This is a genomic window from Pararhodobacter sp., from assembly GCF_034676545.1.
In the GTDB taxonomy this organism is placed as follows: Bacteria; Pseudomonadota; Alphaproteobacteria; order Rhodobacterales; family Rhodobacteraceae; genus Pararhodobacter.
Genome location: NZ_JAUCBZ010000015.1, coordinates 3,333,147 through 3,359,880 on the forward strand (window position 1 = coordinate 3,333,147; position 26,734 = coordinate 3,359,880).

Consider the following 26,734-nt stretch of genomic DNA (forward strand, 5'->3'; position numbering starts at 1 on the left):
AGGCTGAAATCTCTCGAACATTGCCCTTCAAGGTCTGGAGGTTTGCCATGTGGGATCGGTTGCTCGATCAGTATCTGACGCATCTGGTGCGTATGGGGTCGCTGACGGTGACGCTGCCGGACGGAACGCAGCGCCAATATGGATCGGGTGCCGATGATGTCCCGTCGGTTCATCTTCGGCTGACCGGTGCGAATACCGTCCGACGCCTCGTCCTCAACCCGCATCTCGCCGCGGGCGAGGCTTATATGGATCAGTCCCTGACCATCGACGGCGACGATCTGCACGGGTTTCTCGAAGTGATTCTGCGCAACATCGCGGCGGGCCATGACGGCACGCAAAGCCGCCTGCTGTCGGGGTGGCGCGACCTGACGCGCGGCATCCGGCAACGCAATCACGAGCGCCGCGCCCGGCGCAATGTCGCGCATCACTATGATCTGTCGGCGGGGCTCTATGATCTGTTTCTGGACGAGGACCGCCAGTATTCCTGCGCCTATTTCAAAACCCCTGACGATTCACTGGGCACCGCACAGGCGCAGAAAAAGGCGCATATCGCCCGCAAACTGTGCCTGACGCCGGGGATGCGGGTGCTGGATATCGGCTGCGGCTGGGGCGGGATGGGTTTGACGCTGGCGCGCGATCATGGCGCGCAGGTGCTGGGCGTCACCCTGTCCGAAGAACAACTGAAGATCGCCCGCCAGCGCGCCGAGGCCGAAGGCCTGTCGGACCGCGTGACCTTCGAGTTGATCGACTACCGCGCGGTTGCCGGGCGGTTTGACCGCATCGTGTCGGTCGGCATGTTCGAGCATGTCGGCGCGCCGCAATACCGCACCTATTTTCGCAAACTGCGCGAGTTGCTGACCGACAATGGCGTCGCCCTAGTCCACAGCATCGGCCGCATGACGCCGCCGGGGTCCACCAACCCCTGGATCGCGAAATACATCTTTCCGGGCGGCTATATCCCGGCCCTGTCGGAAACCGTCGCGGCGATCGAACGTGAAAACCTGTGGGTCACCGATGTCGAGAGCTGGCGGCTGCATTACGCCTATACGCTGCGCCACTGGCACGACCGCTTCATGGCCCGGCGCGAGGAGGCGGTGCAACTCTATGATGAACGGTTCGTGCGGATGTGGAAATTCTACCTGGCGGCCTCGGAACAGGTGTTCCGCTTCTCGGGGCAATGCGTGTTTCAACTGCAAATCACCCGCCAACAAGACGCCGTGCCGCTGACCCGCGATTACCTCTATGCCGACTGACGCGGGCGCGCACAGGCCCGTCGGCGCGGTTTTCCGGTTCCCTGACACCGCAAAGCACAGTAGGAACACGGGCTGAAAGGCCCGACGCCTGATACGTTGCAACAACCGGAGACTGACATGAGCCGCGCATTCGTTTTCCCGGGCCAGGGGGCCCAAACCATCGGCATGGGCCGCGATCTGGCCGAGGCGTATCCGGCCGCGCGCGCCGTGTTCGACGAAGTGAACGACGCGCTGGGCGAAAACCTGTCGGCGCTGATCTGGGAGGGCGATATCGCCGCGCTGACCCTGACCGCCAATGCCCAACCCGCGCTGATGGCGACGTCCCTCGCCGCGATGCGCGCGCTCGAGGCCGAGGGGTTCGCGGTCACCGATGCGGCGTTTGTCGCCGGGCACTCGCTGGGCGAATACGCGGCGCTGGCGGCGGTTGGCGCGCTGAGCATCGCCGACACCGCCCGCCTGCTGCGCATCCGGGGCCGCGCCATGCAAGAGGCCGTGCCGGTCGGCGTCGGCGCGATGGCAGCACTGCTGGGCCTCGATTTCGCCACCGCCGCCGAGGTCGCCGCCGAAGCCGCACAGGGTGAAGTCTGCCAGGCCGCAAACGATAACGACCCGGCGCAGGTTGTCGTCTCGGGCCACAAGGCCGCCGTCGAACGCGCGTGCGAGATCGCCAAGGCGCGTGGCGCAAAACGCGCGCTGCTGCTGCCGGTCTCGGCCCCGTTCCACTGCGCGCTGATGCAACCCGCCGCCGACGCGATGGCCGAGGCGCTGGCCGGAGTCACCATCAACACGCCCGCCGTGCCCGTCGTCGCCAATGTGCGTGCCGAAGCGGTCAGCGACCCGGATCTGATCCGCGCGCTGCTGGTCGAGCAGGTCACCGGGTCGGTGCGCTGGCGCGAATCGGTGCTGTGGATGGCCGCGCAGGGCGTGACCGAAGCGTGGGAGATCGGCGCGGGCAAGGCCTTGTCCGGGATGATCAAGCGGATCAGCAAGGACATCACCTGCAACGCGGTCGGCACCTCGGCGGATATCGCCGCGCTCAAGGGCTGAGGCCGCAGGGGGACGCTGTCCCCCTCTGCCCGTGCCGGGCATTCACCCCCTGGGATATTTGAAGAACAAAGAGGACCGGGGTGCGGGGCGCAGACGCGACCCAGCGCCGCAAGTGTTTCTCGTGTGAATGATTCTTCTTTTCTTTGCGCAAACGTCGCGCTAGGCCGTGTCCATGAGCACAGCATCCCTTTCTGACCACCGCCGCGCGAAGCGCAACGTCTGGGTCCTCGTCGCCGCGCAGGCCATCCTGGGCGCGCAAATGCCGATGATCTTCACCGTCGCCGGCCTGGCCGGGCAAACCCTGGCCAGCAACATCTGCTGGGCGACGCTGCCGATCAGCATGGCGGTGCTGGGCTCGATGCTGTCGGCAACGCCATTGTCCTCGTTCATGCAACGTTACGGGCGGCGCGCCGGGTTTGTGCTGGGCACCCTGTTCGGCGCGGCCGGGGCCGCGGTGGGGGCGCTGGGGTTGCTTTATGCCTCGTTTGAATTGTTCCTGCTGGGCTCGTTGCTGACCGGCACCTATATGTCGGCGCAGGGTTTCTACCGCTTTGCCGCGACGGACACCGCCAGCGACGCGTTCAAACCCAAGGCGATCAGCTATGTCATGGCGGGCGGCCTGATCTCGGCGATCATCGGGCCGCAATTGGTCAAAGTGACCACCGAATCCATGTATGTGCCGTTTCTGGGCACCTATCTGGGCGTCATTGCGCTGAACCTCGTCGGCATGTTCCTGTTCACCTTGCTCGACATTCCGCGCGCCCCGGTGGCCGAGCGCAACGCGCCGATCGCCGGTCGCAGCCGTGGTGAGTTGCTGCGCGATCCGGTGATCGTGGTGGCGATCATCTGTGCGACGGTTTCCTACGCGCTGATGAATCTGGTGATGACCTCGACGCCGCTGGCGGTGGTCGGCTGCGGGTTTGAAACCGCGCATGCCGCCGATATCGTCTCGGCGCATGTGCTGGCGATGTATGCCCCGTCCTTCTTTACCGGGCACCTGATCGCACGGTTCGGCGTCGAGAAAATCGTCGCGGCCGGACTGGTCATTCTGGCCGGTGCGGGGGCCGTGGCGATGATGGGGGTTGAGCTCGAGCACTTCTTTGTCGCGCTGGTCTTGCTGGGAATCGGCTGGAACTTCGGCTTTATCGGCGGCACCACGATGCTGGCGAAATCGCACAATGCCGCCGAGCGCGGCCGCATTCAGGGCATCAACGACGCCGTGGTCTTTGGCGGGGTCACGATTGCCTCGCTGGGATCCGGGCAGTTGATGAATTGCTCGGGCTCGGATGTGCAGACCGGGTGGCAACTGGTCAATCTGGCGATGATGCCATTCCTGGTCCTGGCAGGCGGCGCGTTGATCTGGCTTGCGCTGCGCGCGAAGGAGGCCTGAGCGGTCGCGGACCCTGCCGAATTCAGCCGAAAAACAGGAAAATCGCCTGTTTTCAGCCGGTTGATCGGAACAATTCCCCAAAGCCCGGGGCCGAAAGATTTTCTATTGACGGGTCCGGAAATTCCGCTATCGTCCCCCTCAATAAGTCGGCCAGTCCGACAGGGAGATAAAAAACAGAGAAAAGGGTCCAGCTTTCGGGCCCTTTTCGCAATTTTGGCAGGCGCATTTCCACGGCACCGCCGGCTGCGGCGTTTGGGCCTGACACGGTTTTCTGACCTGACTTCGTGTCCAGTCCGTGCTAGGCCCTGCGCCGACACCTCAACCTATCCAAGGACGTCTGTCATGACCCTTCGCACTGCTCTTCGCCCCCTCGCGCTTACGGCTGTCTTTTGCGCAGCTTTGCCAGGTTTCGCCGCTTTCGCACAGGATACCGCAGCGACTGAACCCGCCGCCACCGAACCTGCCGCCACCGAACCTGCCGAGCGCCAGATCGGCGAGCCCTATGTCGCCGCGACGCATAATGACTGGGAAGTCCTGTGCAGCGTGATTGATGCCAATGGCACGACCAACTGCGAAATGTACCAACTGTTGCGGGACCCGACCGATCAACCCGTTGCCGAAATCAGCATTGCGGCGCTGCCTCTGGGCGCTGAATTCGCGGCGGGTGCCACGATCACCACGCCGCTGGAAACCTTCCTGCCCACGGGCTTGGGCTGGGCGATCGACGACGCCGAAGAGATGCGGGTCGAGCAGTTCCGCGTCTGCACCGTGGTGGGCTGTATCGTCCGCATGGGAATCAGCGCCGAGGAAGTCGACACCTTGCGTGCGGGGACCAACGCCAAGATCATCATCGCGCCTTTCGTCGCCATTGATCAACCGGTCGAGATCACGGTTTCACTGTCGGGCTTCACCGCCGCGTATGCGGATCTGCAAACGCGCCTGTCCGAAGCCGCAGCCGCCAGCCGCTAAGGCCGCCTACACCCGGCGGAACGCCAGACAGGCATTCATGCCGCCAAAGGCAAAGGCATTCGACAGCGCCGCATCCACCCGGGTGCGGCGCGCTTCGTTTGGCACGCAGTCCACCGGGCATGCGGCGTCAAAGGTGTGGTGCCCCGCGGTCGGGGCAATCACCCCGTCGCGCAGCGCCAAGAGGCAGGCCAAGGCCTCGACCGCGCCGGTTGCCCCCAAGAGATGCCCGTGCATGGATTTGGTCGCGGATACCAAAGGCGTCGCATCGCCGAACAGGGCGCGGATCGCCTGGGCTTCGGTGCGATCATTGACCGTCGTGGCGGTGCCATGTGCGTTGATATAGCCGATTTCATCGGTGTTCAGCCCGGCATCGGCCATTGCGCCTTGCATCGCGCGCGTTGCACCATCCGGGTCGGGGACGACAATATCCGCCGCGTCCGAGGTCATCGAGAACCCGGCCACCTCGGCCAGGATTTCGGCACCGCGACGGGTGGCGCGGTCCCAGTCCTCGAACACGAAAACCGCCGCCCCCTCGCCCTGCACCAGACCGTTGCGGGTGGCGCAGAACGGGCGGCAGCCGTCGGGTGACAAGACGCGCAGCCCCTCCCAGGCCTTGATACCGCCGAAACACAGCGTCGCCTCGGCGCCCCCGGTCAGCATCACGTCGCTGGCCCCCGATCGCACCATCTGGAACGCCAGCCCCATCGCATGATTGGACGAGGCGCAGGCCGTGGACACGGTGAAAGACGGCCCGCGCAACCCGTGCTGCATCGCCAGATGCGCGGCGGCGGCGTTGTGCATGAGGCGCGGGATGGTGAAGGGATGCACCCGGTTCTTGCCCTGCGCATAGACCGCGCGGTAACTGTCATCAATGGTGGTATAGCCGCCGCCGCCGGTGCCCATGATGACCCCGGCGCGCAAGGCGTCGGCCTCGGACAGCGCCAGCCCGGATTGCGCCACCGCCTGCGCGGCCGCGACGATCGCGAATTGCGTGGCGCGGTCATACAGGGCGATTTCCTGACGCGAGAACCGCGCCTCGGGGCTCCAGTCGCGGATCTGCGCGCCAATGCGGATTGACAGGCGCTCGACATCGGGGAAGTCCAGCGGACCAATCGCCACGCGCCCCGCCGCCAGCGCCGCCAGCGTCCCCGGCACATCCGCTGCCAAGGCATTGACCGTACCCGCGCCGGTGATCGCGACACGCCGCACCCGGGCTAGGCCTTTTGCTCGAGGATCAGGCGTTGCACGGCGGCGATCACCGCGCCAACACTGTGCAAATCCAACCCGGCCGCATCGGGGGTATTGGCGTTGAACGGCACTTCAACGTCAAAGGTTTCCTCGATGGCAAACAGGATTTCGGCCATGCCCAGACTGTCGATGCCCAAGGCTTCCAGCGAGGTCTGCGGCGTCAGACTGGCCGGATCGCACAGCGCCTGCGTCGCCAGAATGCCGATGACCTGCGCGGCGGTGTCCGATGTCGTATGCAGGGCGCCGTGACCTGTCATGATCCCGCACCGCGATCTTTGTCGATCAAGACTTTGACAGCGCTTTCAAGGGCTGCAAATTTCTCAATCAATCTGGGCAAACGGCGACTCGCTTTATACATCTCAATACTGGTGGTCATCTGAACCGCCGGATAACCCAGCATCACCCGTCCCGCCGGAACATTCGAGGTGATCACGCTGCCGCCCCCGGCCACCACATCGTCCCCCACAAACAGATTATCCGCAACGCCAACCTTGCCGCCCAGCACAACCCGGTTTCCAACCCGCGTCGAGCCGGCCACACCGGCTTGCGCGCATAGCAGGCAATCCTCGCCGACGATCACGTTGTGCCCCACCTGCACGAGGTTGTCGATCTTGGTGCCGCGCCCGATCCGCGTGTCGCGCACCGTGCCTTTGTCAACCGTCGAATTGGCGCCGATTTCCACGTCGTCGCCAATCGTCACGCTGGCAAGGGAATGAATGCGCAGCCACGCTTGTGGTGGCGCATCCCCCGCGTCACCCAGCGTCTCGCGGACGTTTTCGACATGCGATTTCTCGGCGGTGACAAACGAGAACCCGTCGCCGCCGATCACCACATTGGGCATGGCGACAAACCGGTCGCCGATGGTCACCTCGGTGCAGATCCGCACCCCGGCCAACAGCAGTGCATCCTCGCCAATCCGGGCGTTGCGGGCAATCGACACATGGCTGTCAATTCGCGCCCGCGCGCCGATCCGCACACCCGGCCCGATCACCACGAACGCGCCAATCGACGCACCCGCGCCGATCTGCGCCGTAGCGTCGATCACCGCACTCGGGTGGATCCCCGCCGCAAGCCCCGGACCGGGATCGAACAGGCGCGTCAGCCCCGACATCGCCAGACGCGGGCGCGGCGCGAAAATCGCCGCCTCAAGGCCCAGCGCCTGCCAATCCGCACCCTCCCATAAAACAGCAACGCGGGCCTGCCCCTCGGCCAGCCCGCGTGCATATTTGGGGTCCATCGCCATCGCCAGATGATCCGAGGTCGCCAGCGCAGGCTCTGCCGCGCCGATCACCATGACCTCACCCTGCCCCGCGAAACGGGCGCCTAGGGCAGCGGCGATGTCTGACACGCGGTGAGCCATGGAAAATCCCTCCGATTGGGCGCAAGGTCGCCCAATCGGTGTATCCTGCTCAGGCGCCCACTTCTACCCCGGCGCGGAGCAAGGCGTCGTAAAGACGGGCGTCACGCCCATAGACATCGGCCCGGTAATTCATCCGCCCGGTGACCGAGGTAAACGCCGTGCGATACACGATATGCACCGGGATCGGCGTCACCAGATAAACCGATGTTTCGCGCCGCGAATCGCGGATCCGCTGATAATAGCCAACCGGGTCCGATTCCTGCGCGGCGAGCAGCGCATAGGCGAAATCGCGCGGGTCTTGCAGGCGGATGCAGCCGTGCGAATACGCGCGCACCGCGTTGCCGAACAGCGACCGCGACGGCGTATCATGCAGATAAATCGCATAGGGATTCGGGAACAGGAATTTCACCTCGCCCAGCGGGTTGCCCGGTCCGGGGGGTTGGCGCACCTCGAACGGCAAGGTGGTCGGCGAATAGGCCCCGATATTGACGTATTCGCGCGGCACGACATTGCCCTGACCATCAATCAGATTCAGGTGACTCGCGCCGCCGCTGACCAACGCTCCCCAGTATTCCGCCACAATCGACCGTGGCAAGGTCCAGTCGGGGTTGATCTCCATATGGTCCATGAAGTCCGAGAATTCCGGCGTCTGGTTGGCGCGCGAGCCGACCACTGACCGGGTCTCGAAGGTGACCTGATCGAAATCGACGATGCGGGCCGTGAAATCGGTCAGGTTCACCCAGATATGGCGGTCGCCGCGCGGGATGTTCAGCCAACGCTCGCGTTCCATCGCGACGATGATATTGCGCATCCGCTCCTGCGGCTCGACGTTGATCGCCTGAATCGTCGCGTTTCCGGCAATGCCATCGGGGTTGATGCCATGGGCGACCTGAAATTCCTGCACGGCGCGCTGCACCGCACCGTCATAGCGCGCGGTGGCGACGCGCGGCAGGTAGCCCATCGCGATCAGCCGGTTGCGCAGCGCGATGAAGGCCGGCCCGCCCTCGCCCGGCGCCAGACTGCCCGCTTGAACGCGCGGCCCCCACCCGCCCGCGGCAATCACGGCATCCAGTTCGCGCTTGGCATGGAACAGGCGCGCGTATTCAGGCGCGTCGGGGGCAAGGTTGCGGATGAAACTGACGGGTTCCGAGGCGACAAAATCCCGCATCAATTCCGCCGGATCCGGGCGCGGCAATTCGCGCACGATATCCGAGATGACCGAAGACGGGTCCAGCACGCCGCTGTGGATGTCGCGCGCGTATTGCAGGAAGGTCAGCGAGGCCCGCGCCTCGACGAAACCACGGTCGCGCTCGGTCTGGACAGATTCGAAGGCCGCCAGAAGGCCGGGCAGGTCATACCGCTCGGGCGGCAATCCGTGTTCGGCGGCACGGCTCAGGGCCGAGACCAGGGCCGTGCGGCGCGCGGCATGGTCTGCGCCGGTCCAGACCTCGGAATAGCCGTTTTCGCGGTAAAAGGTCGAAAGCGCACGGCTCTCGCCGACCCCTTCGGCAAGCGCTTGGCGAAAGGCCGGGAACATCTGCGCCTGACTGGCGGTCGGTGCGACCATCATCACCGCGCCGGGCAGCACCGTTGCCACCCCCATCGCCATTGCCATCAACGCCGCGCGCGCCTTGGGACCTGTTCGCGTTGCCCTGTTCATTCCGACCTCCTCAAAACCCGTTCTTCGTATCCGTCGCGCGAAACCGCACTCTGGTTCACATACTTGTGCACATCTCGCAGGTTTGGCGTCGACTCACAATTGCGCGACCCTCCGATTCTGTTGCGCAAGGGTCGCAAAACGCGCGCGCCTCGGTTCCCCGGCCTCCGGTACCCGCATCACAACCCCACAGACACCGCAGAACCCGACGATTCGTCGCGCATTTCGCAAGTTTCCGGCGCCTAAACCGCTGAAAACAAAAATGGTTCCCCCGTGTTAAGGCAATTTCAGCAAAAACCCGCCTATTTTGGGGCACGATCCGCCAATTGCCCGAGAACAGACTTGGGCTGCGCACCCGATTGTGGCATGAACGCATCAGAAGATAACTATCTTCGTGAATCACTTGCCTTGATGGTGCCAGCCCGACCGGGCCGACCTCCAGAAGGGAGCGCTTCATGAAGCAAAGCCAAAATGGCACGACTAGAAATTGTGATGGGACAGGATCAGTAATGACCTCTTCGGAAAATTCCGGGTTCACTCGGCGCGGGCTGCTGGGTGTGTTTGCTGCGACAACATTGATTGCCGCTCCCACAATGTCAAAGGCGTTCGGCTTCAATCGCGGTGCTGGTGATATTCGACGCCTTCAGATGTATTCTGGCCGCACCGGCGAGACCATCGACACGATCTACTGGGTAGAAGGCGACTACATACCCGAGGCCCTCGACGAAATTAACCATTTCTTCCGCGATTGGCGCAATGACCATGTCCATCGCATCGACACCCGGACGCTTGATATCATGGCGGCCGCACATAACCTGCTCGAGTCCGATGAGCCCTATATGCTGCTCTCGGGCTACCGCTCTCCGGAAACCAACGCCATGCTGCGCCGCCGCTCCAGCGGTGTCGCCCGCAACTCGCGGCACATGGTTGGCCAGGCCGCCGACCTGCGCCTGCGCACCCGGTCGGTCAACCAGATCGCCCGCGCGGCAATGGCCTGCAATGCCGGCGGCGTCGGTCGCTACTCGCGCTCGAACTTCACACATATGGATTGCGGCCCGGTTCGCAGCTGGGGCGGCTGACCGCCCTGCAAGACCGGACGTTTCGGCCTTGAGACCCCGCACCCTTGACGGTTGCGGGGTTTTCATTTGTGCCGCACGGCTCTAGTGCGACAATATCGGCGCCACACCCTTGTGAAGCGCCCGCCGCACACCCTATCTTTGCGCAAATTCCAAGGACTTCCGCAATGCCCAGTTTTGACACCGCTCTCTTGCTGACCGCTGGCGCCATCATCGCGCTGCTGGTGCTGTCGGCGTTTTTCTCCGGCAGTGAAACCGCCCTGACCGCCTCGTCGCGGGCGAAATTGCGGGCGCAGGCGGATAAAGGGTCCAAGGGGGCGGAACGCGCGCTGGCCCTGACCGAAGATGGCGAGCGGCTGATCGGCTCTGTTCTGCTGGGCAACAACCTCGTCAACATTCTGGCCACCTCGCTGGCGACCGCCCTGTTCACACGGTTCTTTGGTGATTCCGGCGTGGCGCTGGCGACCCTGGTGATGACCCTGCTGGTGCTGATCTTTGCCGAAGTGCTGCCGAAAACCTACGCCATCACCAACCCGGAAACCGCCGCCTCCCGCGTGGCCACCCCGATCCGCCTGATCGTCCTGATCTTTGCGCCGATGGTTTCGGCCGTGCGCCTGCTGGTGCGCGGGATTTTGGGGCTGTTTGGCGTGCGCACCGACCCCGACAGCGCAATCCTCTCGTATCACGAGGAAATCGCGGGGGCGCTGGCGCTGGGTCACTCCGAGGGCACCGTCGACAAGGAAGACCGCGACCGCCTGCTGGGGGCCCTGGATCTGGCGCATCGCACCGTCGAGGAAATCATGTTGCACCGCTCGCAACTGCAAACCGTCGATGTGGACGCGCCGATTGCCGAGATCATCGCGCAAAGCGTGAATTCGACGCATTCACGCCTGCCCGCCTGGAAAGACGAACCGGAAAACATCGTCGGTGTGATCCATTCGCGCGACCTCATGCGCGAGGTGCACCGGCTGGTGACCGCCGGGGGCGGCTCGTTTGATGCCATCGAAAAGCTCGACATCATGTCCGTGGCCCGCTCACCCTATTTTGTGCCCGAAACCACGCCGCTTGATGAGCAAATGCGCCAGTTCCTGCAACAGCGCCGTCATTTCGCGCTGGTCATTGATGAATATGGCGCGCTTCTCGGCCTGATCACGCTCGAAGATATCCTCGAGGAAATCGTCGGCGAGATTGTCGATGAACACGACGTGCCCACTGAAAACCCGATCACCCGGCTGGAAAACGGCGCCATCGAGATCGAGGGCGCGATGACGATCCGCGATCTCAACCGCGCGATGGACTGGTCGCTGCCCGATGACGAGGCCAACACCGTCGCCGGACTGGTGATCCACGAGGCGCAGATGATCCCCGAGGCTGGCCAGGTTTTCCAGTTCCACGGGTTCCGGTTTTCCGTCGTGCATCGCGCCGAAAACCGCATCACCCGGTTGCGCATCCGCCCGATGTGACCGCTTGAGCGACGGTGCGTGCAAGCACACACCCTACGATGCGCCGTGTAGGGTGCGTGCTTGCACGCACCGGCCGCCGTGTAGGGTGCGTGCTTGCACGCACCGGCCCCAAAGTCACAGCGGTGGAATATCCCCCTCGGCCCGGCGCGCATGGAAATCCGCCTCGAACCCGGCGAAATCCCCGGCGGCAATCGCGTCGCGCATGCCCTGCATAAGCGTCTGATAATAATGCAGGTTATGCCAGGTCAGCAGCATCGAGCCGATGATCTCATCGGCGCGCACCACATGATGCAGATAGGCGCGCGAGTAGTTCTGGCAGGCCGGACACCCGCAGCCCTCTTGCAGAGGGCGCGGGTCGTCCTTGTGGCGCGCGTTGCGCAGATTGATCGCCCCGCGATCCGTCCAGCCCTGCCCCGTACGCCCCGAGCGCGACGGCAAAACGCAGTCCATCATGTCGATGCCCCGCTTGACCGCGCCGACAATATCATCGGGCTTGCCGACCCCCATCAGATAGCGCGGCTTGTCGGCGGGCAGGAACCCGGGCGCATAATCGAGCACGCCGAACATCGCCTCCTGCCCCTCGCCCACCGCCAGCCCGCCAACCGCGTAGCCCTCGAACCCGATCTCGACCAGCGCCCGCGCCGATTCCTCGCGCAGCTCGGGCGTGACGCCACCCTGCATGATCCCGAACAGCGCATGCCCCGGACGATCGCCAAACGCCTCGCGCGAGCGCCGCGCCCAGCGCATCGACAGCCGCATCGACTCTGCCACGACCTTCTCCTCGGCGGGCAAGGCCGGGCATTCATCGAACGCCATCACGATATCCGACCCCAGCAGCCGCTGGATTTCCATCGACCGCTCGGGCGTCACCACATGTTTCGAGCCGTCGATATGGCTGGAGAAGGTCACGCCCTCCTCGGTCAATTTGCGCAAACTGGCCAGGGACATCACCTGAAACCCACCCGAATCCGTCAGGATCGGCCTGCTCCCAGTGCATGAACCGATGCAAGCCGCCCAGCGCCGCGATCCGCTCTGCCGTGGGCCGCAGCATCAGGTGATAGGTGTTGCCCAGCAGGATATCCGCCCCGGTCGCTCGCACGCTTTCGGGCATCATCGCCTTGACCGTGCCCGCCGTGCCGACCGGCATGAAGGCCGGCGTGCGCACCGCGCCGCGTGGCGTGTGAATGACGCCGGTGCGCGCCGCGCCATCGGTGGCGTTCAACGTAAAGGAAAACCGCGTGCTCATGCCTGACCCCTGTTCTGACCGCCCCCTTTACCGCGCCACAACAAGCCTTGCCAAGCCTTGCAAAGCCTCACCGCACGCGCAACACTCGCGTCAAAGGAGCCCCCGATGACCGACCTGCTCTTGAAAACCCTCTCCGACGGCGTTCTGACCCTGACCCTCGGCAATGGCCGCGCCCATGCGCTGTCACACCGGCTGATCAACGCGCTACACACCGCAATCACCCAGGCCGCGCGCGATCCGCAAACCCGCGTCATCGTCATCGAGGGGCCGGGGCATATCTTTTGCGCCGGGCATGACCTCAAGGAAATCGCCCGCCACCGCGCCGACCCCGATCACGGCCGCGCCTATCTCACCGCCCTGTTCGAGGATTGCGCCACCTTGATGCTGGCCATCACCCATTGCCGCACGCCGACCATAGCCATGGTGGACGGCATCGCCACGGCGGCGGGGCTGCAATTGGTCGCCGCCTGCGATCTGGCCTATGCCTCGGATCGTGCGACATTTTGTCTGCCGGGCGTCAACAATGGCGGATTTTGCACCACGCCCGCGGTGGCCGTCTCGCGCGCGATCGGCCGCAAACACCTGATGGACCTCCTGCTGACCGGCCAGACGCGCGATGCGGCCTGGGCCTTGCGCGCAGGCCTCGTGAACGAAGTGCTTCCCGCCAACACATTGCGCGACCACGTTTTTTCCACGGCACACACCCTCGCTGGCCGCAATCCCGGCCCGATTGCCGATGGCAAAACCTGCACCATCGCGCATCTGGATCAGGATCTGGCGACCGCCTATGCGATGGCCACCACCACCATGATCGGGCATTTCATGGACCCAGGGCGGCTCGAGCACGAACGCAAGTCCCGGTTTACCGACCTTTGACAGAAAACCCAGCCACGCCCCTTTACGCACCGGCCACTTAATCTTATATCTTCACTCAGGAATAAGAGAAACCGAGGAGCGCATGGACGCCTCAACGCAACAGAACCCGGCCGAGGGCACGCCCCTCATTGCGCCATCAACGACAGATCATCCGCTCTACGAGAGCGTGGTCGAGGCCTGTCGCTCGGTCTATGACCCTGAAATCCCGGTGAACATCTATGATCTGGGGTTGGTCTATACGATCACGCTCGATGAGGAGAACGCCGTGAAAATCGTCATGACGCTCACCGCGCCGGGGTGTCCGGTGGCGGGCGAGATGCCCGGCTGGCTGGCCGATGCGGTCAATTCGGTGGCGGGCGTCAAGGATGTCGATGTTGAAATGACCTTTGACCCGCAATGGGGCATGGACATGATGTCGGATGAGGCGCGCCTCGAATTAGGATTCATGTAAAGATCATGTTCGGTATTCCCGGAAAATCCCCCATCACCCTGACCCCCGCCGCCGAGCGTCACGTTACCCGGCTCATGGGGAAACAAGGCAAGATGGGCCTGCGAATCGGCGTCAAGAAGGGCGGCTGCGCAGGGATGGAATACACGATGGAATTTGCCGATCAGATTGATCCACACGAGGAAGTCATCGAACAGGGCGACGCGCGCGTGCTCATTGCCCCGATGGCGCAAATGTTCCTGTTCGGCACCATCATCGACTATGAATCCGGGTTGTTGGAATCCGGGTTCAAGTTCAAGAACCCCAACGTCTCGGACGCGTGTGGTTGCGGCGAATCGATCAAATTCGAGGATGTCGAGACGTTGAAGGCCCGCATGGAAGGCGCCAAGGCCGCCGAGTAAGCGCGTCAGCGCCGCGCGGTCTTGCGCCATCGCCAGAGCAGGACCGCCAGGATAGCCGCCGCGATGATCATCAGGGCGGGGTAGCCCCCCACCATCGACAGGCCCGCGCCCGCCGCGACCGAGAGCACGGTAATCGGCAAAATTCCGACGGCTGTTGTCCACACAAAGCGGCCCCAGCGCACATCGGCAAGCCCGGCGGCGTAATTCACCAGATTGAACGAGACAATGGGCAAGAGCCGCACGGCGATCATGCCGGGCCAGTCGCCGGTTGTCACAAACCGATCAAAGCGCGACAGGTGCCGGGCCGTTCGGCTGCCCGCCAGGGCGACCCGCCCAAAGCGGCGCGCGACCCAAAACGCCAAGACCGCGCCGATCATCGCCCCGATCCAGATCACCACCACGCCCGGCACCAGCCCCATCGTGGCCCCAGCGGTAACCGCGATCAATTCGGCAGGCACGGGGACCACGTTATGCAGGATCATCAGGCCGATCAGTGCCACGCCGATCCACGGCCCCCAGCTTTCCAGGCGCCAGAACAGGGCTTGCCACGCCGTTTGCGACGGCCCCCAGATCCACAGCGCCACAAGCCCGAAGGCCGCAAGGCCCGCGCCCGCGATCATCAGCCAACGTCCGATCATCCGCGCGCCCTCCCAGTCATGGCAGCGGCCCTGCGTGTTTCGGGTCGCAAGCCGGGTCACATGGGCTGACATGGCTAACAAATTGTTAATCCTGCAAGCCAAGCCATTGAAATTGCTCTGTCCCCCGGGTGTCCCACGGGGGGACAACCGGGGGGACAACCGGGGGATCGTTTTCGGTCAGTCCTGTCCCGGCAGGATCCGGACCCCGCCCTTCGACGCCGACGAGGCCAGCAAGGCATAGGCTTTCAAAGCCGTCGAAACCTCCCGTTTGCGCACCTCTTTCGGCATCCACGGCAGCGGCCCTTTTTCCGCCCGCCGCGCCGCCAGAACCGCGTCATCGACCGCCAGATGAATCGTCCGGTTCGGAATGTCGATCTCGATCCGGTCGCCCGTTTCGACCAACCCGATCACCCCGCCTTCCTCGGCTTCCGGGCTGACATGCCCGATCGACAGCCCCGACGTCCCGCCCGAGAACCGCCCATCCGTCAGCAAGGCGCAGGATTTCCCCAGCCCCTTCGATTTCAGATAGCTGGTCGGATACAGCATTTCCTGCATCCCCGGCCCGCCGCGCGGCCCCTCATAGCGGATCACCACGACCTCGCCCTCGCTCACCTTGCCGGTCAAGATCCCGCTGACCGCCGCATCCTGGCTCTCATAAACCTTGGCCGTGCCGGTGAAGGTCAGGTTCGCCTCATCAACCCCCGCCGTTTTCACGATGCAACCGTTTTGCGCGATATTGCCGAACAACACCGCCAACCCGCCATCCTTCGAGAAGGCGTGCTCGACCGAACGGATCACCCCGTTCTGCCGGTCGCTGTCCAGTTCCTTGTACAGATTATCCGTGCTGAACGCCTGCGTGGTCCGAACCCCACCCGGCGCCGCCCGATAAAACGCATTGACCGCCGGATCGTTCGACTGCGTGATGTCCCACTTCGCGATTGCCTCGGCCATGGTTTCCGAATGCACCGTCCGCACATCCGAATGCAGCAACCCGCCACGCTGCATCTCGCCCAGAATACTCATGATCCCGCCCGCACGGTGGATATCCTCCATATGCACGTTCACCACCGACGGCGCGACCTTGCACAGCACCGGAACCTTGCGGCTGAGGCGGTCGATGTCGTCCATCGTGAAATCAACCTTGCCCTCATACGCGATCGCCAGCAGGTGCAACACCGTGTTGGTCGACCCCCCCATCGCGATATCGAGGCTCATCGCATTCTCGAACGCATCGAAATTGGCGATCTCACGCGGCAGGTAGCCGGGCTTTTCGTCCTCGTAATGCGCCTTGGTGATCTCGACGATCCGCCGCCCCGCCCCCAGAAACAACGCTTTGCGCTGCGCATGCGTCGCCAGAACCGAGCCATTGCCCGGCAGCGCCAGACCCAAGGCCTCGGCCAGACAGTTCATCGAGTTGGCCGTGAACATGCCCGAGCACGAGCCGCAGGTCGGGCAGGCGTTCTCCTCGATATGCTGGACCTGCTCGTCGGTGAACTTGTCATCCGCCGCCGCCACCATCGCATCCACGAGGTCGATCTTGGTCATTTCCAGATCGTCAATCGTAACCTTGCCGGCCTCCATCGGGCCACCCGAGACAAAGATCGTCGGGATGTTCAGCCGCATCGCCGCCATCATCATGCCCGGCGTGATCTTGTCACAGTTCGAGATACAGACCATCGCATCGGCGCAATGGGCGTTGACCATGTATTCCACGCTATCGGCGATCAACTCACGCGAGGGCAGCGAATAGAGCATCCCGTCGTGACCCATCGCAATCCCGTCGTCCACGGCAATCGTGTTGAATTCCTTGGCAACACCGCCCGCCGCTTCGATTTCGCGGGCGACCATCTGGCCCAGATCCTTGAGGTGCACATGCCCCGGCACAAATTGCGTGAAGCTGTTGACCACGGCGATGATCGGCTTGCCAAAGTCACTGTCGGTCATCCCGGTCGCGCGCCAAAGGCCACGCGCCCCGGCCATATTGCGCCCATGGGTGGATCGCCTGGAGCGGTAATGCGGCATGATCGTCTTCCTTGTGACTGGTCGTGAGATATGGGTGTTTTCGCCCAAGGAGATAGCCTGAAACAACCCCCAAGAACAGGGTCGGCAATGAAGCCGGGGCGAAAAAACACAGGCGACGCTCACCAATAGCAGGCTTTGCGTCTGGCGGGGCAATCGGGTTATCACTGTGCAAACCAAGGAGCGCCTCATGACGATCACCAAACTCGCCGCCGGAAACTGGAAGATGAACGGCACGTCCAAGCATCTTTCCGAAGCAAAAACCCTTGCCGCGATGCATCCGGCCTCGTCGGTCGAGGTGCTCCTCTGCCCGCCCGCCACCTTGCTGGCCTCGATGGCACGGATTGTCCTGGGCAGCGCCGTGCAACTGGGCGGTCAGGATTGCCACGCCAAAGCCAAGGGCGCGCATACCGGCGACATCGCCGCCGAGATGCTGTTCGACGCGGGTGCGGGCTATGTGATCCTTGGCCATTCAGAGCGCCGGGCGGATCATGGGGAAACCTCGGCCGATGTGGCCGCCAAGGTCGAGGCCGCATGGGATTCCGGATTGGTGGCCATCGTGTGCCTGGGCGAAACCGAGGCCCAGCGCGACGCGGACGAAACGCTGGCGGTGATCGGCGCGCAATTGGCGCAATCCCTGCCCGCAGGGGCAAATGCCGAGAATACCGTGATCGCCTATGAACCCGTCTGGGCGATTGGCACCGGGCGCACCCCCAGCGAGGCACAGATCGCCGAGGTTCATGCCTTCCTGCGCGAACACGCCCCCGATGCGGGGGTCCGGCTGCTCTATGGCGGATCCGTAAATCCCGACAATGCCGCGTCGATCTTTGCCATTGCCAATGTCGATGGGGCGCTGGTCGGCGGTGCGTCGCTGAAAGCTGCCGATTTCACGCGCATCATCAGCGCGCTGGAGTCCAGCAGCCCAGGTTGAATTTGAGTATTTTTGGCAAGATGAAACGCGTTCCGGGGCAAGACGCATTCCTGTGACTTTCCACGCGGTTGTGAACGCATGCGCGTTGCAAGCGCGGCCTCTCGCCAGCAGGCAAATGCCCGTTTCCGACAAGACGCGATACATTGTTATCGGTCTATCGCGTCTTTGTTCCGCAAAATATCCTGGGGGTGAGCCGCGCAGCGGCGAGGGGGCAAAGCCCCCTCACCCACCCGACATCCTCAGCAAGGCTCAGTCCAATGCCCCGGCACTGCGCAGCGCCTCCGCGAAGGCCCGCGTATCGACGGCCAGATGCGAACTGGACATCTGCGGGAATGGCGGTTGTGCATCAAAGAACTGGCTGTCGACCGCGATCAGCCGCCATTCTCCGTCGCGCAGGATCATGATCGGCGAACCGCTATCACCGCGCGTCGTATCGCAGGTGTGGATGAACGAGCCGTCGTTATAGGCCTGCAAGACCTGACAATCGACGTGTCCCGACAGGTTGCTGCCAGTGTCCCAGCTATAGCCTGCCTGACTGACCAGAAACCGGCCCGTGCGGATCTCGGCGAGGTCGGTTTTGGTCAGCACATAGGGCCGCACAAAGCCGACTTGCGTGCCGAGGTCGCGGTCGAGCGTCAGGATCGCCCAGTCATTGCCATTGCCACCCCCCGGAGGCGCGCTGTTCTCGGTATAATCGGGCGCCACCACGGAACTGATGATCGACGCGCTCCCCAGATCCGTGTCGCCGCGCGCGCCGGCACGGAAGCTGAGCGCCTTGGACGGCTGCCCGCCCTCTCCTTCCATGCAATGCGCTGCGGTCGCCACAAGCCTCGGGCCGATCAGGATCCCGGTGCATGACCCATCGCCCAGCGACAGCAGTCCCACCGCGCGCCAGGGCATTTGCGTCACATCGACCAATTCGCGGTCATCGTTGCCAAAGAAGTGGTCGCGCGCCTCGACGGGGCGTTGGCGGCCGACGCAATCGGCGGTGTCGGTGTTCGGACGGCAGGTGCCGCGCCCAGTGCCCGGCTCTTCGCAGGTGCCGTTGAACGCGGTTTGGCAACTGTTCGAGCGGTTGCGCAGGAACGACACGGCGCGGCAATCATTGACATCGGTGCCCGAGGTGCACACCCCGGTGCCAATGCCGGGCTCGTCGCATTCGTTGTCATTGGCAAAGCGGCAGGTGTTGTCGCCGCCAATCGCCATGGCCCGGCAATCGCTGGCGTCGGTGCCCGGCGAGCAGGCCCCGGTGCCGCCGAAATTCGGATCATCGCACTCCAGATCATTCGCCCAGCGGCAGGTGTCGCTGCCCAATTGCGCGCGCACGGTGTCGGGAACCGCGGCCATCAGGCGTTGCCAAGCCGCGGCCTCGGCGCGGCAATCATTGGCGTCGGTGCCACTTTCGCAGGCCCCGGTGCCCGCATATCGGGCCTCGTCGCATTCATTGTCATTCGCCCAGCGGCAGGTGTTGGCCTGTGCCAGCGCCATCTGCGGCACGGCCAGAATGGTGGCCGCCGCCACCAACAGGGCCGAGAGCCGAAGTTTTGGAAGGGTCATCGCGGAAGCCTCCGAAAGGGTCGAAACCAAGTTCTGCCCCCGGCCAATGACCGGGGACAGCAACAGTTCAGGTCGCGCGCTCAGTGTTCACGGTCCATGACCCAAAGCGGCGCCGCGATAGTGACACCCAGCGTCGCCATGCCGCCGGTTCCGCTGTAGGTTCCGGCAAACACGGCGTAATCACCCGCCGGAGCATTTGGAATCATCACCCCGGGGTTCAACTGTTCGAAGTCGTCATTGCAATAAAGCTGCCCATCCGGCCCCGAAATCACCAGCGTGCCGTCGGCCTCGCTGACCATGTAGACCATCAGTTGCGGCAAGCCAGGCTGTGCGGTGATCACCAGATCGGGCTGCGACGGCGTGATGAATCCGGCGCATCCCTGACCAATGCCAAAGGCCTCGGTCTGGCTGGGTTGGATGTCGAAGATGATGCGCGGATCAATCCGCGTCCCGGGGCCGAACTCGATCTGCCCCACCGCGGGCGCGGCGGTCGCATTCAACGACGCGGGCGCGATCATGCCATCGGCCTGGGTAGCCTGCCAGTTGGGCGAACCCATCGAGGCATAGAGGTTATAAGTGCCCATCGCGCCGGGGTTATAGGCGCCGACAAAGATCAGGTAATCGCCGGGCTGCGCGCTTTCAAAGCTCAGGCCGGGGTTCAGTTGCATGTTGTCGTCGTTGCATAGCCAAGTCCCATCGGGCGCACGCACCGCCATCACCAGATCGGTTTGCGAGCGCGCATAAAGGCTGATCATCGGCTGCGTATCATCCAGCGTCAGGACAAAATCGGGCGCCGAGATGTCAGTGAAGCCGGGGCAATAGCCGCCGGTCGGCAACAACTCCATCGAGTCATTCGCGACAACCGGACCCGTGGCCAGCAATTGGCCCTGCCCCGCCGCATCAATATCAAAGACCCCGCTGCCCGCGCGCGGCGTGGCGTTCAGGTCCAGAACCGCGTTCGAGAATGCCGGGCCGCCTTCGGAGGCGAACAGGTCGAAACGGCCCGTGCCGCCTTGTGAATACCCGCCAACGAAAATCTGATAGTCGCCAGCCTCGGCCCGGTCGATGGTTACGGCGGGATTGAGGTCATACATATCATCGTTGCAGAGCACGCTGCCATCGGGGCGCACGACGGCCATGGTCAGGTCACGCTCGGACATGGCAAACACGCTGAAGCGGTCGCTGGCCTGATCCAGCGTCAACACGGCATCGGCGGCGTCGAACTGGCTGTAACCGGGGCAATAGTCGGGGCTGAGCGGGCGCATCTCGGATTGCGCCATCAATGTCGCACCCATCGCCAATTCCTGCCGCCCGGTGTCTGCCGTGGCGCTGAACACGAACCGTCCCGTGCGCGGGTCGCCAAGCTCTGCCACGTTCAGGCCAAACAGCTCCAGGGGTGAAACGGGCAAGTCCGAGGCGATCAGGCGCGCGTCGATGCTGCTGCCTTCGGCCCCACCGAGCCAGATCATATAGCGGCCAGGCTCAACCCCGGCCAGGTTTGACACCGCGAGGCCCTGACTGTCGGCCAAGGCGCAGCGGTATAGCCCGTCTGGCGTGCCCAGCACCATGCTGACAAGCCCGTCGCCGGCCCCGGTAAAGGCCAGGGTTTCCATGCGGGCCGTGACCTCGAAGATCGTACCCGCGGCCTCGGGCAACACATGGCCCTGACAGCCGCGCACAAAGGTCGAAGCCGGGTCGGTCGCCTGTCCGAACACATGGGCGGACACACGCACCGGGGAATAGCCGTCTGCGGATGGACCGACTTCAATCGCGAAACCACTGGTTTGTGCCGTGGCGGCAAACGACAGTACAGGCAATAGCAATGCCGCAACAGCGGTCGTCGATTTAAAACGAATTGGGGTAAATCGGGTCATCGTGTCTTCCTCTCACGCGCAAAAATCACTTGCTGACTGACAGTGCATTAGCGCAGCCCCATGCGTCAATTGCCTTGAAACATGCCTCACCAAACGGTGCGCAAGGGATGGAAGCGGCCGACACCTTGCTGTAAGCACAGGCAAAACCAGCTTTTGGCAAGACAGGGACGCCCCCGACATGGCCCGTATACTTATCACCTCTGCGTTACCATACATCAACGGTATCAAGCACTTGGGCAATCTTATCGGCTCGCAATTGCCGGCGGATCTGTTCGCGCGCTACATGCGGGCGCGCGGCCATGAAGTCATGTTCATCTGCGCCACCGACGAGCATGGTACGCCCGCTGAACTGGCCGCCGCCAAAGCCAAGATGCCGGTGGCCGAGTATTGTGCGGAGATGCACGAGGTTCAGGCGGAGCTGGCGCGCGGGTTCGGGCTGTCGTTTGATCATTTCGGTCGCTCCTCCAGCCGGCAAAACCACGCCCTGACCCAGCATTTCGCCGGCCGCCTGAAAGCGGCAGGGCTGATTTCCGAGGTCGAGGAAAAACAGGTCTATTCCCACGCGGATGGCCGGTTTCTGCCGGATCGTTACATCGAGGGCACCTGCCCCAATTGCGGCTATGAACGCGCCCGCGGCGATCAATGCGAGGAGTGCACCAAGCAGCTGGACCCCACCGACCTGATCAACCCGCGCTCGGCCATCTCGGGCTCGACCGATCTGGAGGTGCGCGAGACCAAGCACCTGTTCCTGCGCCAGTCCGCGATGCGCGACCGGCTGGATGCGTGGATCGACGAGAAAAAGGACTGGCCGATCCTGACCACCTCGATTGCCAAGAAATGGCTTCACGACGGCGACGGGTTGCAGGATCGGGGCATCACCCGCGATCTGGATTGGGGGGTCGCGGTCAAGGATGGCGACGAGGAATGGCCCGGCATGGAGGGCAAGGTTTTCTATGTCTGGTTCGATGCGCCCATCGAATACATCGCCGCGACCGCCGAATGGGCCGACAAGAACGGCCTCGACGACGCTGCCTGGAGGCGTTGGTGGCGCGAGGATGAGGGGGCCAGCGATGTGCGCTATGTCCAGTTCATGGGCAAGGACAACGTGCCCTTCCACACGCTCAGTTTCCCCGCGACCCTGATGGGTTCTGGCGAGCCGTGGAAGCTGGTCGATTACATCAAGTCGTTCAACTACCTGAATTATGACGGCGGCCAGTTCAGCACGTCGCAAGGGCGTGGCGTGTTCATGGATCAGGCGCTGTCGATTCTGCCGTCGGATTATTGGCGCTGGTGGTTGCTGTCGCATGCCCCCGAGAACAACGATTCCGAGTTCACCTGGGAGAATTTCCAGACCTCGGTGAACAAGGATCTGGCGGATGTGCTGGGCAATCTGGTCAGCCGCGTCACCAAGTTCTGCCGCTCGAAATTCGGCGAGGTGGTGCCCGAGGGCGGCGTCTTTGGCCCGCGTGAGGCGCAGTTGATCGGGGATTTGAGCGCCCGTATCCGCGAATACGAGACCCTGATGGAGTCCATGGAGGTCCGCAAATCCGCCACCGAGTTGCGCGCGATCTGGGCCTTGGGCAACGAATACCTGCAAGAGGTCGCGCCGTGGTCCACCATCAAGAGCGACCCGGAGCAAGCCGCCGCGCAGGTGCGCTTGGCGTTGAACCTGATCCGGCTTTATGCAGTGCTCTCCAAGCCCTTCGTCCCCGATGCCTCGGCATCCATGATGGCGTCCCTGGGCTGTGAGGCATGGGATTGGCCCGATGATGTTGCCGCCGCCTTGGCGACCTTTGCGCCCGGCCATGCCTTTGCCACGCCCGAGGTTTTATTCGCCAAAATCACCGACGAACAGCGCGAAGACTGGGCAGACCGCTTTTCCGGGACTCGCGGCTGACTTGCGTTTTCCTTGACCCGAATCGCACAGTATCAGACCCTGCCCCCCCGCCCGGTTCACGAGGCGGGGGGTTGTATTTGGGGATATATCATGCGATTTAGTAAAATAATTCAGGGACTTGCCCTAACGTCAAGCCTTGCGGTCTGCACCGCATTTCCGGCCTTGGCACAAATAGATCTGACAGCCTTGAGCACGCAAACCCGCGCCTATGACACCGTCATCAACTGGCAAGAGCGCCCCTATCGCCCGGCGGGCGTGGTCGAATATGTCCGGGTTCCCGGCTCTTTGATCCTGGATGTGCGCATGGTGTTTGATGGCCCCTGGTCCGACGACGTCTCGCGCGTGTCGGTCAGCAGCCGCGATATTCGTCTGGTGCTGGCCGATGGCACGGAATTGGCGGCGGTCGGCGGCTATCCGAATTGGGGGCAGGCGACGTTGCAATCGCGCAGCCTGTCGGGCAGCCGTCCGCGAGATTTTCCCGACGACGACCGTGATCTCTATTGGAATGGCTTGTTCGTGATCCCCAAGGGCACTGCATCGGTAACGCTGCGGTTTGGCGGCGACGTGCGCTATGAAGGCGACGTCACGGTGCCAGCCCCAAGCGCCGAAGCCGATGCCGCAAGTTTTGCGCAGTTCCGCCCCACCGCCGTGCGCCGTTTTCGGGTCGTCGAACTGGAGGATGGGCGCGACGATGACGCCGTCAGCTCATCCATTGCCGCACCGCCCGGCATGGTCCTGGCGGAAATCGAGGTCGACGTACAAGGGCTGGTATCGAACCAGGTTGACGGCGAGGACCGGTTCACATGGCACACGCACAACTTCCGGCTGGTCGATGATGCGGGCGCAACCATGGGGCTGGTCGGAGAGCGCTTCATGCGTCGCATCCTCGATTCGCAATTCAGCGGCACCAATGTCGGCAGTTCCGCAGATCGCACGATGCTCTGGGTGGTGCCGGAATCGCTGACCGAGGCGCGCTTGTTGTTCGGCGAGACCGAGGTCGCGCGGGTGGCGTTGGGCACGGCGGCAATCACGGAAACCGACTGATCCGCCGTCAAAGACAAACGGTCGCGCCGATGGTCCCTTGCGCCCGGCGCGATCGGCGCTAGGCTGGTGGCATGTTTACCATCGAGCACGAGTTTGACGCCACAGTGATCACCATCATCGACGAGGGCGAGGCGCCCTTGAACGAGGATATCGTGATCGAAAGCCATGAAGACGGGGCGACGATCTCGCAGGTCGATCCCGACACCGATGAGGTCATGTTCGTGCATTTTTCCATGCGCCAGTTGCACGAATTGCGCGCCGCCCTCGACCTGCCCGAGGGGGTCTATCGGTTGCGTGAGCGGCAAACACCGGGCGACCCTCAGTCCAGCTGAAACAGCTTGTCACGCGACGTGGCACCGCGCTTCAGGGTCAGACGCGTCGGAGCCACGCCCAGCGCCTTGGCCAGTAGTTTGCGAATCGCGTCATTGGCCTTGCCGTTGTCGGGCGGGTCCGTGACCCAGACGCGGATCGGATCGCCAGTTTGGATTGCATTGCGCCGGGCTTTTGGCGTGGCGCGGACGGCAAATGTCGCGCCGTCAACAGCAAGACCGGACAGGTCCGGCAGGGTCATTGTGCGAGGGCGCGCGCCATCATCGCCCGATCCACGTTTCCACCCGAGGCCACGGCAATCACCGGCTCGCTGCCCGGCCGGAACAGTGCCGCCGCCAGCGCCACCGCGCCACCCGGCTCCAGCACGAGTTTCAAGCGATCATGCGCCAGACCCATCGCCCTGAGCGCCTCATCCTCGGTCACCACCTGCCCCGGCCCGCAAAGCCGCGCGATCACCGGCCACGTCAGATCGCCCGGCTGCGGCGTGACGATTGCGTCGCAAATCGAGCCTGACAACCGGGTGTTGCGCTGAAGGGAGCCAGCCTTGAGCGAGCGGGCCACGTCGTCAAACCCCTCGGGCTCGCACGGATGAACCGTGAACCCCGGCGCGCGGGCTTCAAGCGCCAGCGCGATCCCCGAGGTCAAACCGCCACCGCCGCAGGGCACCAGCACGCGCCCTTGGGTAACGCCAACCTCGGCCGCCTGCTCGGCGATCTCCAGCCCGGCGGTGCCCTGCCCGGCGATCACCTCGGCCATGTCGAACGGCTTGATCAGGGTCAGCCCGCGTTCAGTCGCCACGCGGTCGCCAATCGCATCGCGGTCCTCGGTCGCGCGGTCATAAAGCACCACTTCGGCACCCAAAGCGCGCGTGTTGTCGATCTTGTTCGCGGGCGCATCCGAGGGCATGATGATGACCGCTGGCAACCCCTGCAAACGCGCCGACAACGCCACGCCCTGCGCGTGATTGCCCGACGAAAACGCCACCACCCCCGACGGTTTCAGCGCTGAAATCGCATTCCACGCGCCGCGAAACTTGAAGGAACCGGTGTGTTGCAGGCATTCGGCCTTCACGAACACCCGGCGGCCGGCCAGATCATCCAGAAACGGCGAGGACAACAAGGGCGTGCGCCGTGCGTGGCCGCTGAGCCGTTGCGCCGCCGCCTCGATCATGGCGATGGAGGTCATATCAACAGCCCCAGGAACCGGTTGATGGCGCTGAGGGATTCGGGCTCATCGAGAAACGGGATATGGCCACGGTCTGGGACTTCTTCATAGATCATCTCGGGGATGCGTTCGGCCATTTCATCGGCGGTGACTTGCGTCAACAGGTCAGAATTCGCCCCCCGGATCAGCGCCAAGGGCTTGCCCTTGCAGGACTCGAACATCGGCCACAGATCGACCTGCGGGCCCTCCATCGCCGCGAGGAACGCGGTGCGCAAGGCCGGGTCATAATTCAGGTCAAGGCCTTGATCGGTCTCGACGAAATGCGTCTTGGCTTCCTGCATCCAGCGGCTCGGCGGGGCATCAAAGCCCTCCATCGCATGTTCCAGCGCCACGGCGGCGGCGGCAAAGGTCCGCGCGTTGGGGCGGCGGCCGATATAGTCCTTGATCCGGTCCAGCCCCAGGTCGTCGATCACCGGACCGACGTCGTTCAGGATCAGCCCGCGCACCCGGTCCGGCACCACCGCGCACAGATACATGCCGATCAGACCACCGCGCGAGGTGCCAAGAATCGCCGCGCTTTCCAGCCCAAGGTGGTCCAACAGGGCCAGCGCATCGGCCCCCTCCTGCACGATGGTATAGGTCTCGGCCCCGGTCCAGTCAGACTTGCCGCGACCGCGATAATCCATGCGGATCAAGCGCAGCGGCGGCAGATGCGGTGCGAGATAGTCGAAGTCATGGCCATTGCGGGTCAACCCGGCAAGGCACAGCAACGGGATTCCGTTGCCTTCGTCGGTGTAGTGGATTTCGGGCGCCATCGGCAGCGTTGAAATAGGGCATTGTCACGGG

General features: G+C 63.7%; 23 protein-coding genes and 2 pseudogenes. 13 read left to right on the forward strand and 12 right to left on the reverse strand.

Translation table 11 applies throughout. From position 1 onward, the window contains the following. Nucleotides 1–47 precede the first annotated feature (47 nt). From VDQ28_RS19775 to VDQ28_RS19790, 4 genes are all read left to right on the forward strand, one after another. On the forward strand, nt 48–1,253 hold the full coding sequence (locus VDQ28_RS19775; RefSeq protein ID WP_323037569.1) for a cyclopropane-fatty-acyl-phospholipid synthase family protein: 1,206 nt from the start codon (nt 48–50) through the stop codon (nt 1,251–1,253). A gap of 117 nt (nt 1,254–1,370) precedes the next feature. Beyond that, complete coding sequence (gene fabD / locus VDQ28_RS19780) at nt 1,371–2,300, forward strand: ACP S-malonyltransferase (RefSeq protein ID WP_323037570.1); 930 nt, start codon at nt 1,371–1,373, stop codon at nt 2,298–2,300. 172 nt (nt 2,301–2,472) lie between these two features. Beyond that, nucleotides 2,473–3,690: an MFS transporter gene (locus VDQ28_RS19785; protein WP_416349407.1), complete on the forward strand. Its 1,218-nt coding sequence runs from the start codon at nt 2,473–2,475 to the stop codon at nt 3,688–3,690. A gap of 342 nt (nt 3,691–4,032) precedes the next feature. Then, entirely contained in the window at nt 4,033–4,659 is a 627-nt protein-coding gene (locus VDQ28_RS19790; RefSeq protein WP_323037572.1) for an invasion associated locus B family protein, read from the forward strand. Between the two features lie 6 nt (nt 4,660–4,665). On the opposite strand, the gene VDQ28_RS19795 is transcribed toward VDQ28_RS19790, so the two are convergent. The 4 genes from VDQ28_RS19795 to VDQ28_RS19810 are packed head-to-tail and all read right to left on the reverse strand — an operon-like array spanning nt 4,666 to nt 8,927. Next, nucleotides 4,666–5,868 carry a beta-ketoacyl-[acyl-carrier-protein] synthase family protein gene (locus VDQ28_RS19795; protein ID WP_323037573.1) on the reverse strand — a complete coding sequence of 401 codons (1,203 nt, stop codon included), beginning with the start codon at nt 5,866–5,868 and terminating at the stop codon, nt 4,666–4,668. Between the two features lie 5 nt (nt 5,869–5,873). Beyond that, complete coding sequence (locus tag VDQ28_RS19800) at nt 5,874–6,164, reverse strand: acyl carrier protein (protein WP_323037574.1); 291 nt, start codon at nt 6,162–6,164, stop codon at nt 5,874–5,876. Further along, nucleotides 6,161–7,267: a UDP-3-O-(3-hydroxymyristoyl)glucosamine N-acyltransferase gene (gene lpxD, locus VDQ28_RS19805; RefSeq protein ID WP_323037575.1), complete on the reverse strand. Its 1,107-nt coding sequence runs from the start codon at nt 7,265–7,267 to the stop codon at nt 6,161–6,163. The genes VDQ28_RS19800 and lpxD overlap by 4 nt, the downstream gene beginning before the upstream one ends. Before the next feature lie 49 nt (nt 7,268–7,316). Beyond that, complete coding sequence (locus VDQ28_RS19810) at nt 7,317–8,927, reverse strand: L,D-transpeptidase family protein (RefSeq protein ID WP_323037576.1); 1,611 nt, start codon at nt 8,925–8,927, stop codon at nt 7,317–7,319. 506 nt (nt 8,928–9,433) lie between these two features. Between VDQ28_RS19810 and VDQ28_RS19815 the strand changes: the two genes are divergently transcribed. Both VDQ28_RS19815 and VDQ28_RS19820 read left to right on the forward strand, forming a co-directional pair. Next, nucleotides 9,434–10,003 carry a YcbK family protein gene (locus VDQ28_RS19815; protein WP_323038165.1) on the forward strand — a complete coding sequence of 190 codons (570 nt, stop codon included), beginning with the start codon at nt 9,434–9,436 and terminating at the stop codon, nt 10,001–10,003. A 164-nt stretch (nt 10,004–10,167) separates the two neighbouring features. Then, nucleotides 10,168–11,463, forward strand: a complete 1,296-nt coding sequence (locus tag VDQ28_RS19820) for an HlyC/CorC family transporter (protein WP_323037577.1) — start codon at nt 10,168–10,170, stop codon at nt 11,461–11,463. Between the two features lie 114 nt (nt 11,464–11,577). Here the strand turns inward: VDQ28_RS19820 and tgt are convergent. After that, a pseudogene (tgt, locus tag VDQ28_RS19825) lies at nt 11,578–12,709 on the reverse strand (tRNA guanosine(34) transglycosylase Tgt). Between the two features lie 105 nt (nt 12,710–12,814). Here tgt and VDQ28_RS19830 point away from each other — a divergent pair. The 3 genes from VDQ28_RS19830 (at nt 12,815) to VDQ28_RS19840 (ending at nt 14,434) form a co-directional block, all read left to right on the forward strand. Next, nucleotides 12,815–13,585, forward strand: a complete 771-nt coding sequence (locus VDQ28_RS19830; RefSeq protein WP_323037578.1) for an enoyl-CoA hydratase-related protein — start codon at nt 12,815–12,817, stop codon at nt 13,583–13,585. Between the two features lie 82 nt (nt 13,586–13,667). Next, complete coding sequence (locus VDQ28_RS19835) at nt 13,668–14,036, forward strand: SUF system Fe-S cluster assembly protein (protein ID WP_323037579.1); 369 nt, start codon at nt 13,668–13,670, stop codon at nt 14,034–14,036. Between the two features lie 5 nt (nt 14,037–14,041). Next, nucleotides 14,042–14,434, forward strand: a complete 393-nt coding sequence (locus VDQ28_RS19840) for an iron-sulfur cluster assembly accessory protein (RefSeq protein WP_323037580.1) — start codon at nt 14,042–14,044, stop codon at nt 14,432–14,434. Nucleotides 14,435–14,439: 5 nt separating this feature from the next. Here VDQ28_RS19840 and VDQ28_RS19845 read toward each other — a convergent pair whose 3' ends face one another. Together VDQ28_RS19845 and ilvD are read right to left on the reverse strand one after the other, a co-directional pair. Continuing rightward, a complete protein-coding gene (locus tag VDQ28_RS19845) occupies nt 14,440–15,072 on the reverse strand; it encodes a TVP38/TMEM64 family protein (protein WP_323037581.1) in 633 nt (210 codons plus the stop codon). A 177-nt stretch (nt 15,073–15,249) separates the two neighbouring features. Continuing rightward, the gene (gene ilvD, locus VDQ28_RS19850) at nt 15,250–17,094 is read right to left on the reverse strand and encodes a dihydroxy-acid dehydratase (RefSeq protein WP_323037582.1); all 1,845 of its coding nucleotides are present in this window, start codon (nt 17,092–17,094) and stop codon (nt 15,250–15,252) included. 187 nt (nt 17,095–17,281) lie between these two features. Here ilvD and tpiA point away from each other — a divergent pair, with 187 nt between their 5' ends. After that, a complete protein-coding gene (gene tpiA, locus VDQ28_RS19855) occupies nt 17,282–18,022 on the forward strand; it encodes a triose-phosphate isomerase (RefSeq protein ID WP_416349408.1) in 741 nt (246 codons plus the stop codon). A 249-nt stretch (nt 18,023–18,271) separates the two neighbouring features. Here tpiA and VDQ28_RS19860 read toward each other — a convergent pair whose 3' ends face one another. Together VDQ28_RS19860 and VDQ28_RS19865 are read right to left on the reverse strand one after the other, a co-directional pair. After that, entirely contained in the window at nt 18,272–19,579 is a 1,308-nt protein-coding gene (locus tag VDQ28_RS19860; protein ID WP_323037583.1) for a trypsin-like serine peptidase, read from the reverse strand. Between the two features lie 80 nt (nt 19,580–19,659). Beyond that, nucleotides 19,660–21,453 (reverse strand): hypothetical protein, encoded by a 1,794-nt coding sequence (locus VDQ28_RS19865; RefSeq protein ID WP_323037584.1) that lies wholly within the window; start codon nt 21,451–21,453, stop codon nt 19,660–19,662. Nucleotides 21,454–21,631: 178 nt separating this feature from the next. Here VDQ28_RS19865 and metG point away from each other — a divergent pair, with 178 nt between their 5' ends. The 3 genes from metG (at nt 21,632) to VDQ28_RS19880 (ending at nt 24,726) form a co-directional block, all read left to right on the forward strand. Further along, nucleotides 21,632–23,350, forward strand: coding sequence for a methionine--tRNA ligase (gene metG, locus VDQ28_RS19870; RefSeq protein WP_323037585.1), 1,719 nt, complete (start codon nt 21,632–21,634; stop codon nt 23,348–23,350). A gap of 90 nt (nt 23,351–23,440) precedes the next feature. Beyond that, nucleotides 23,441–24,394 carry a hypothetical protein gene (locus tag VDQ28_RS19875; protein ID WP_323037586.1) on the forward strand — a complete coding sequence of 318 codons (954 nt, stop codon included), beginning with the start codon at nt 23,441–23,443 and terminating at the stop codon, nt 24,392–24,394. Between the two features lie 71 nt (nt 24,395–24,465). After that, a complete protein-coding gene (locus VDQ28_RS19880; RefSeq protein WP_323037587.1) occupies nt 24,466–24,726 on the forward strand; it encodes a hypothetical protein in 261 nt (86 codons plus the stop codon). Here the strand turns inward: VDQ28_RS19880 and VDQ28_RS19885 are convergent. The 3 genes and pseudogenes from VDQ28_RS19885 to VDQ28_RS19895 all read right to left on the reverse strand — a co-directional run bounded on the left by VDQ28_RS19885 (nt 24,714) and on the right by VDQ28_RS19895 (nt 26,725). Further along, nucleotides 24,714–24,965 carry a DUF167 domain-containing protein gene (locus VDQ28_RS19885; protein ID WP_323037588.1) on the reverse strand — a complete coding sequence of 84 codons (252 nt, stop codon included), beginning with the start codon at nt 24,963–24,965 and terminating at the stop codon, nt 24,714–24,716. The two genes, VDQ28_RS19880 and VDQ28_RS19885, sit on opposite strands and share 13 nt — an antisense overlap. Beyond that, entirely contained in the window at nt 24,962–25,909 is a 948-nt protein-coding gene (locus tag VDQ28_RS19890) for a threonine/serine dehydratase (RefSeq protein WP_323037589.1), read from the reverse strand. The genes VDQ28_RS19885 and VDQ28_RS19890 overlap by 4 nt, the downstream gene beginning before the upstream one ends. Continuing rightward, nucleotides 25,906–26,725, reverse strand: a pseudogene (locus VDQ28_RS19895) (alpha/beta fold hydrolase). Before VDQ28_RS19895 ends, VDQ28_RS19890 begins: the two are co-directional and overlap by 4 nt. Nucleotides 26,726–26,734 lie beyond the last annotated feature (9 nt).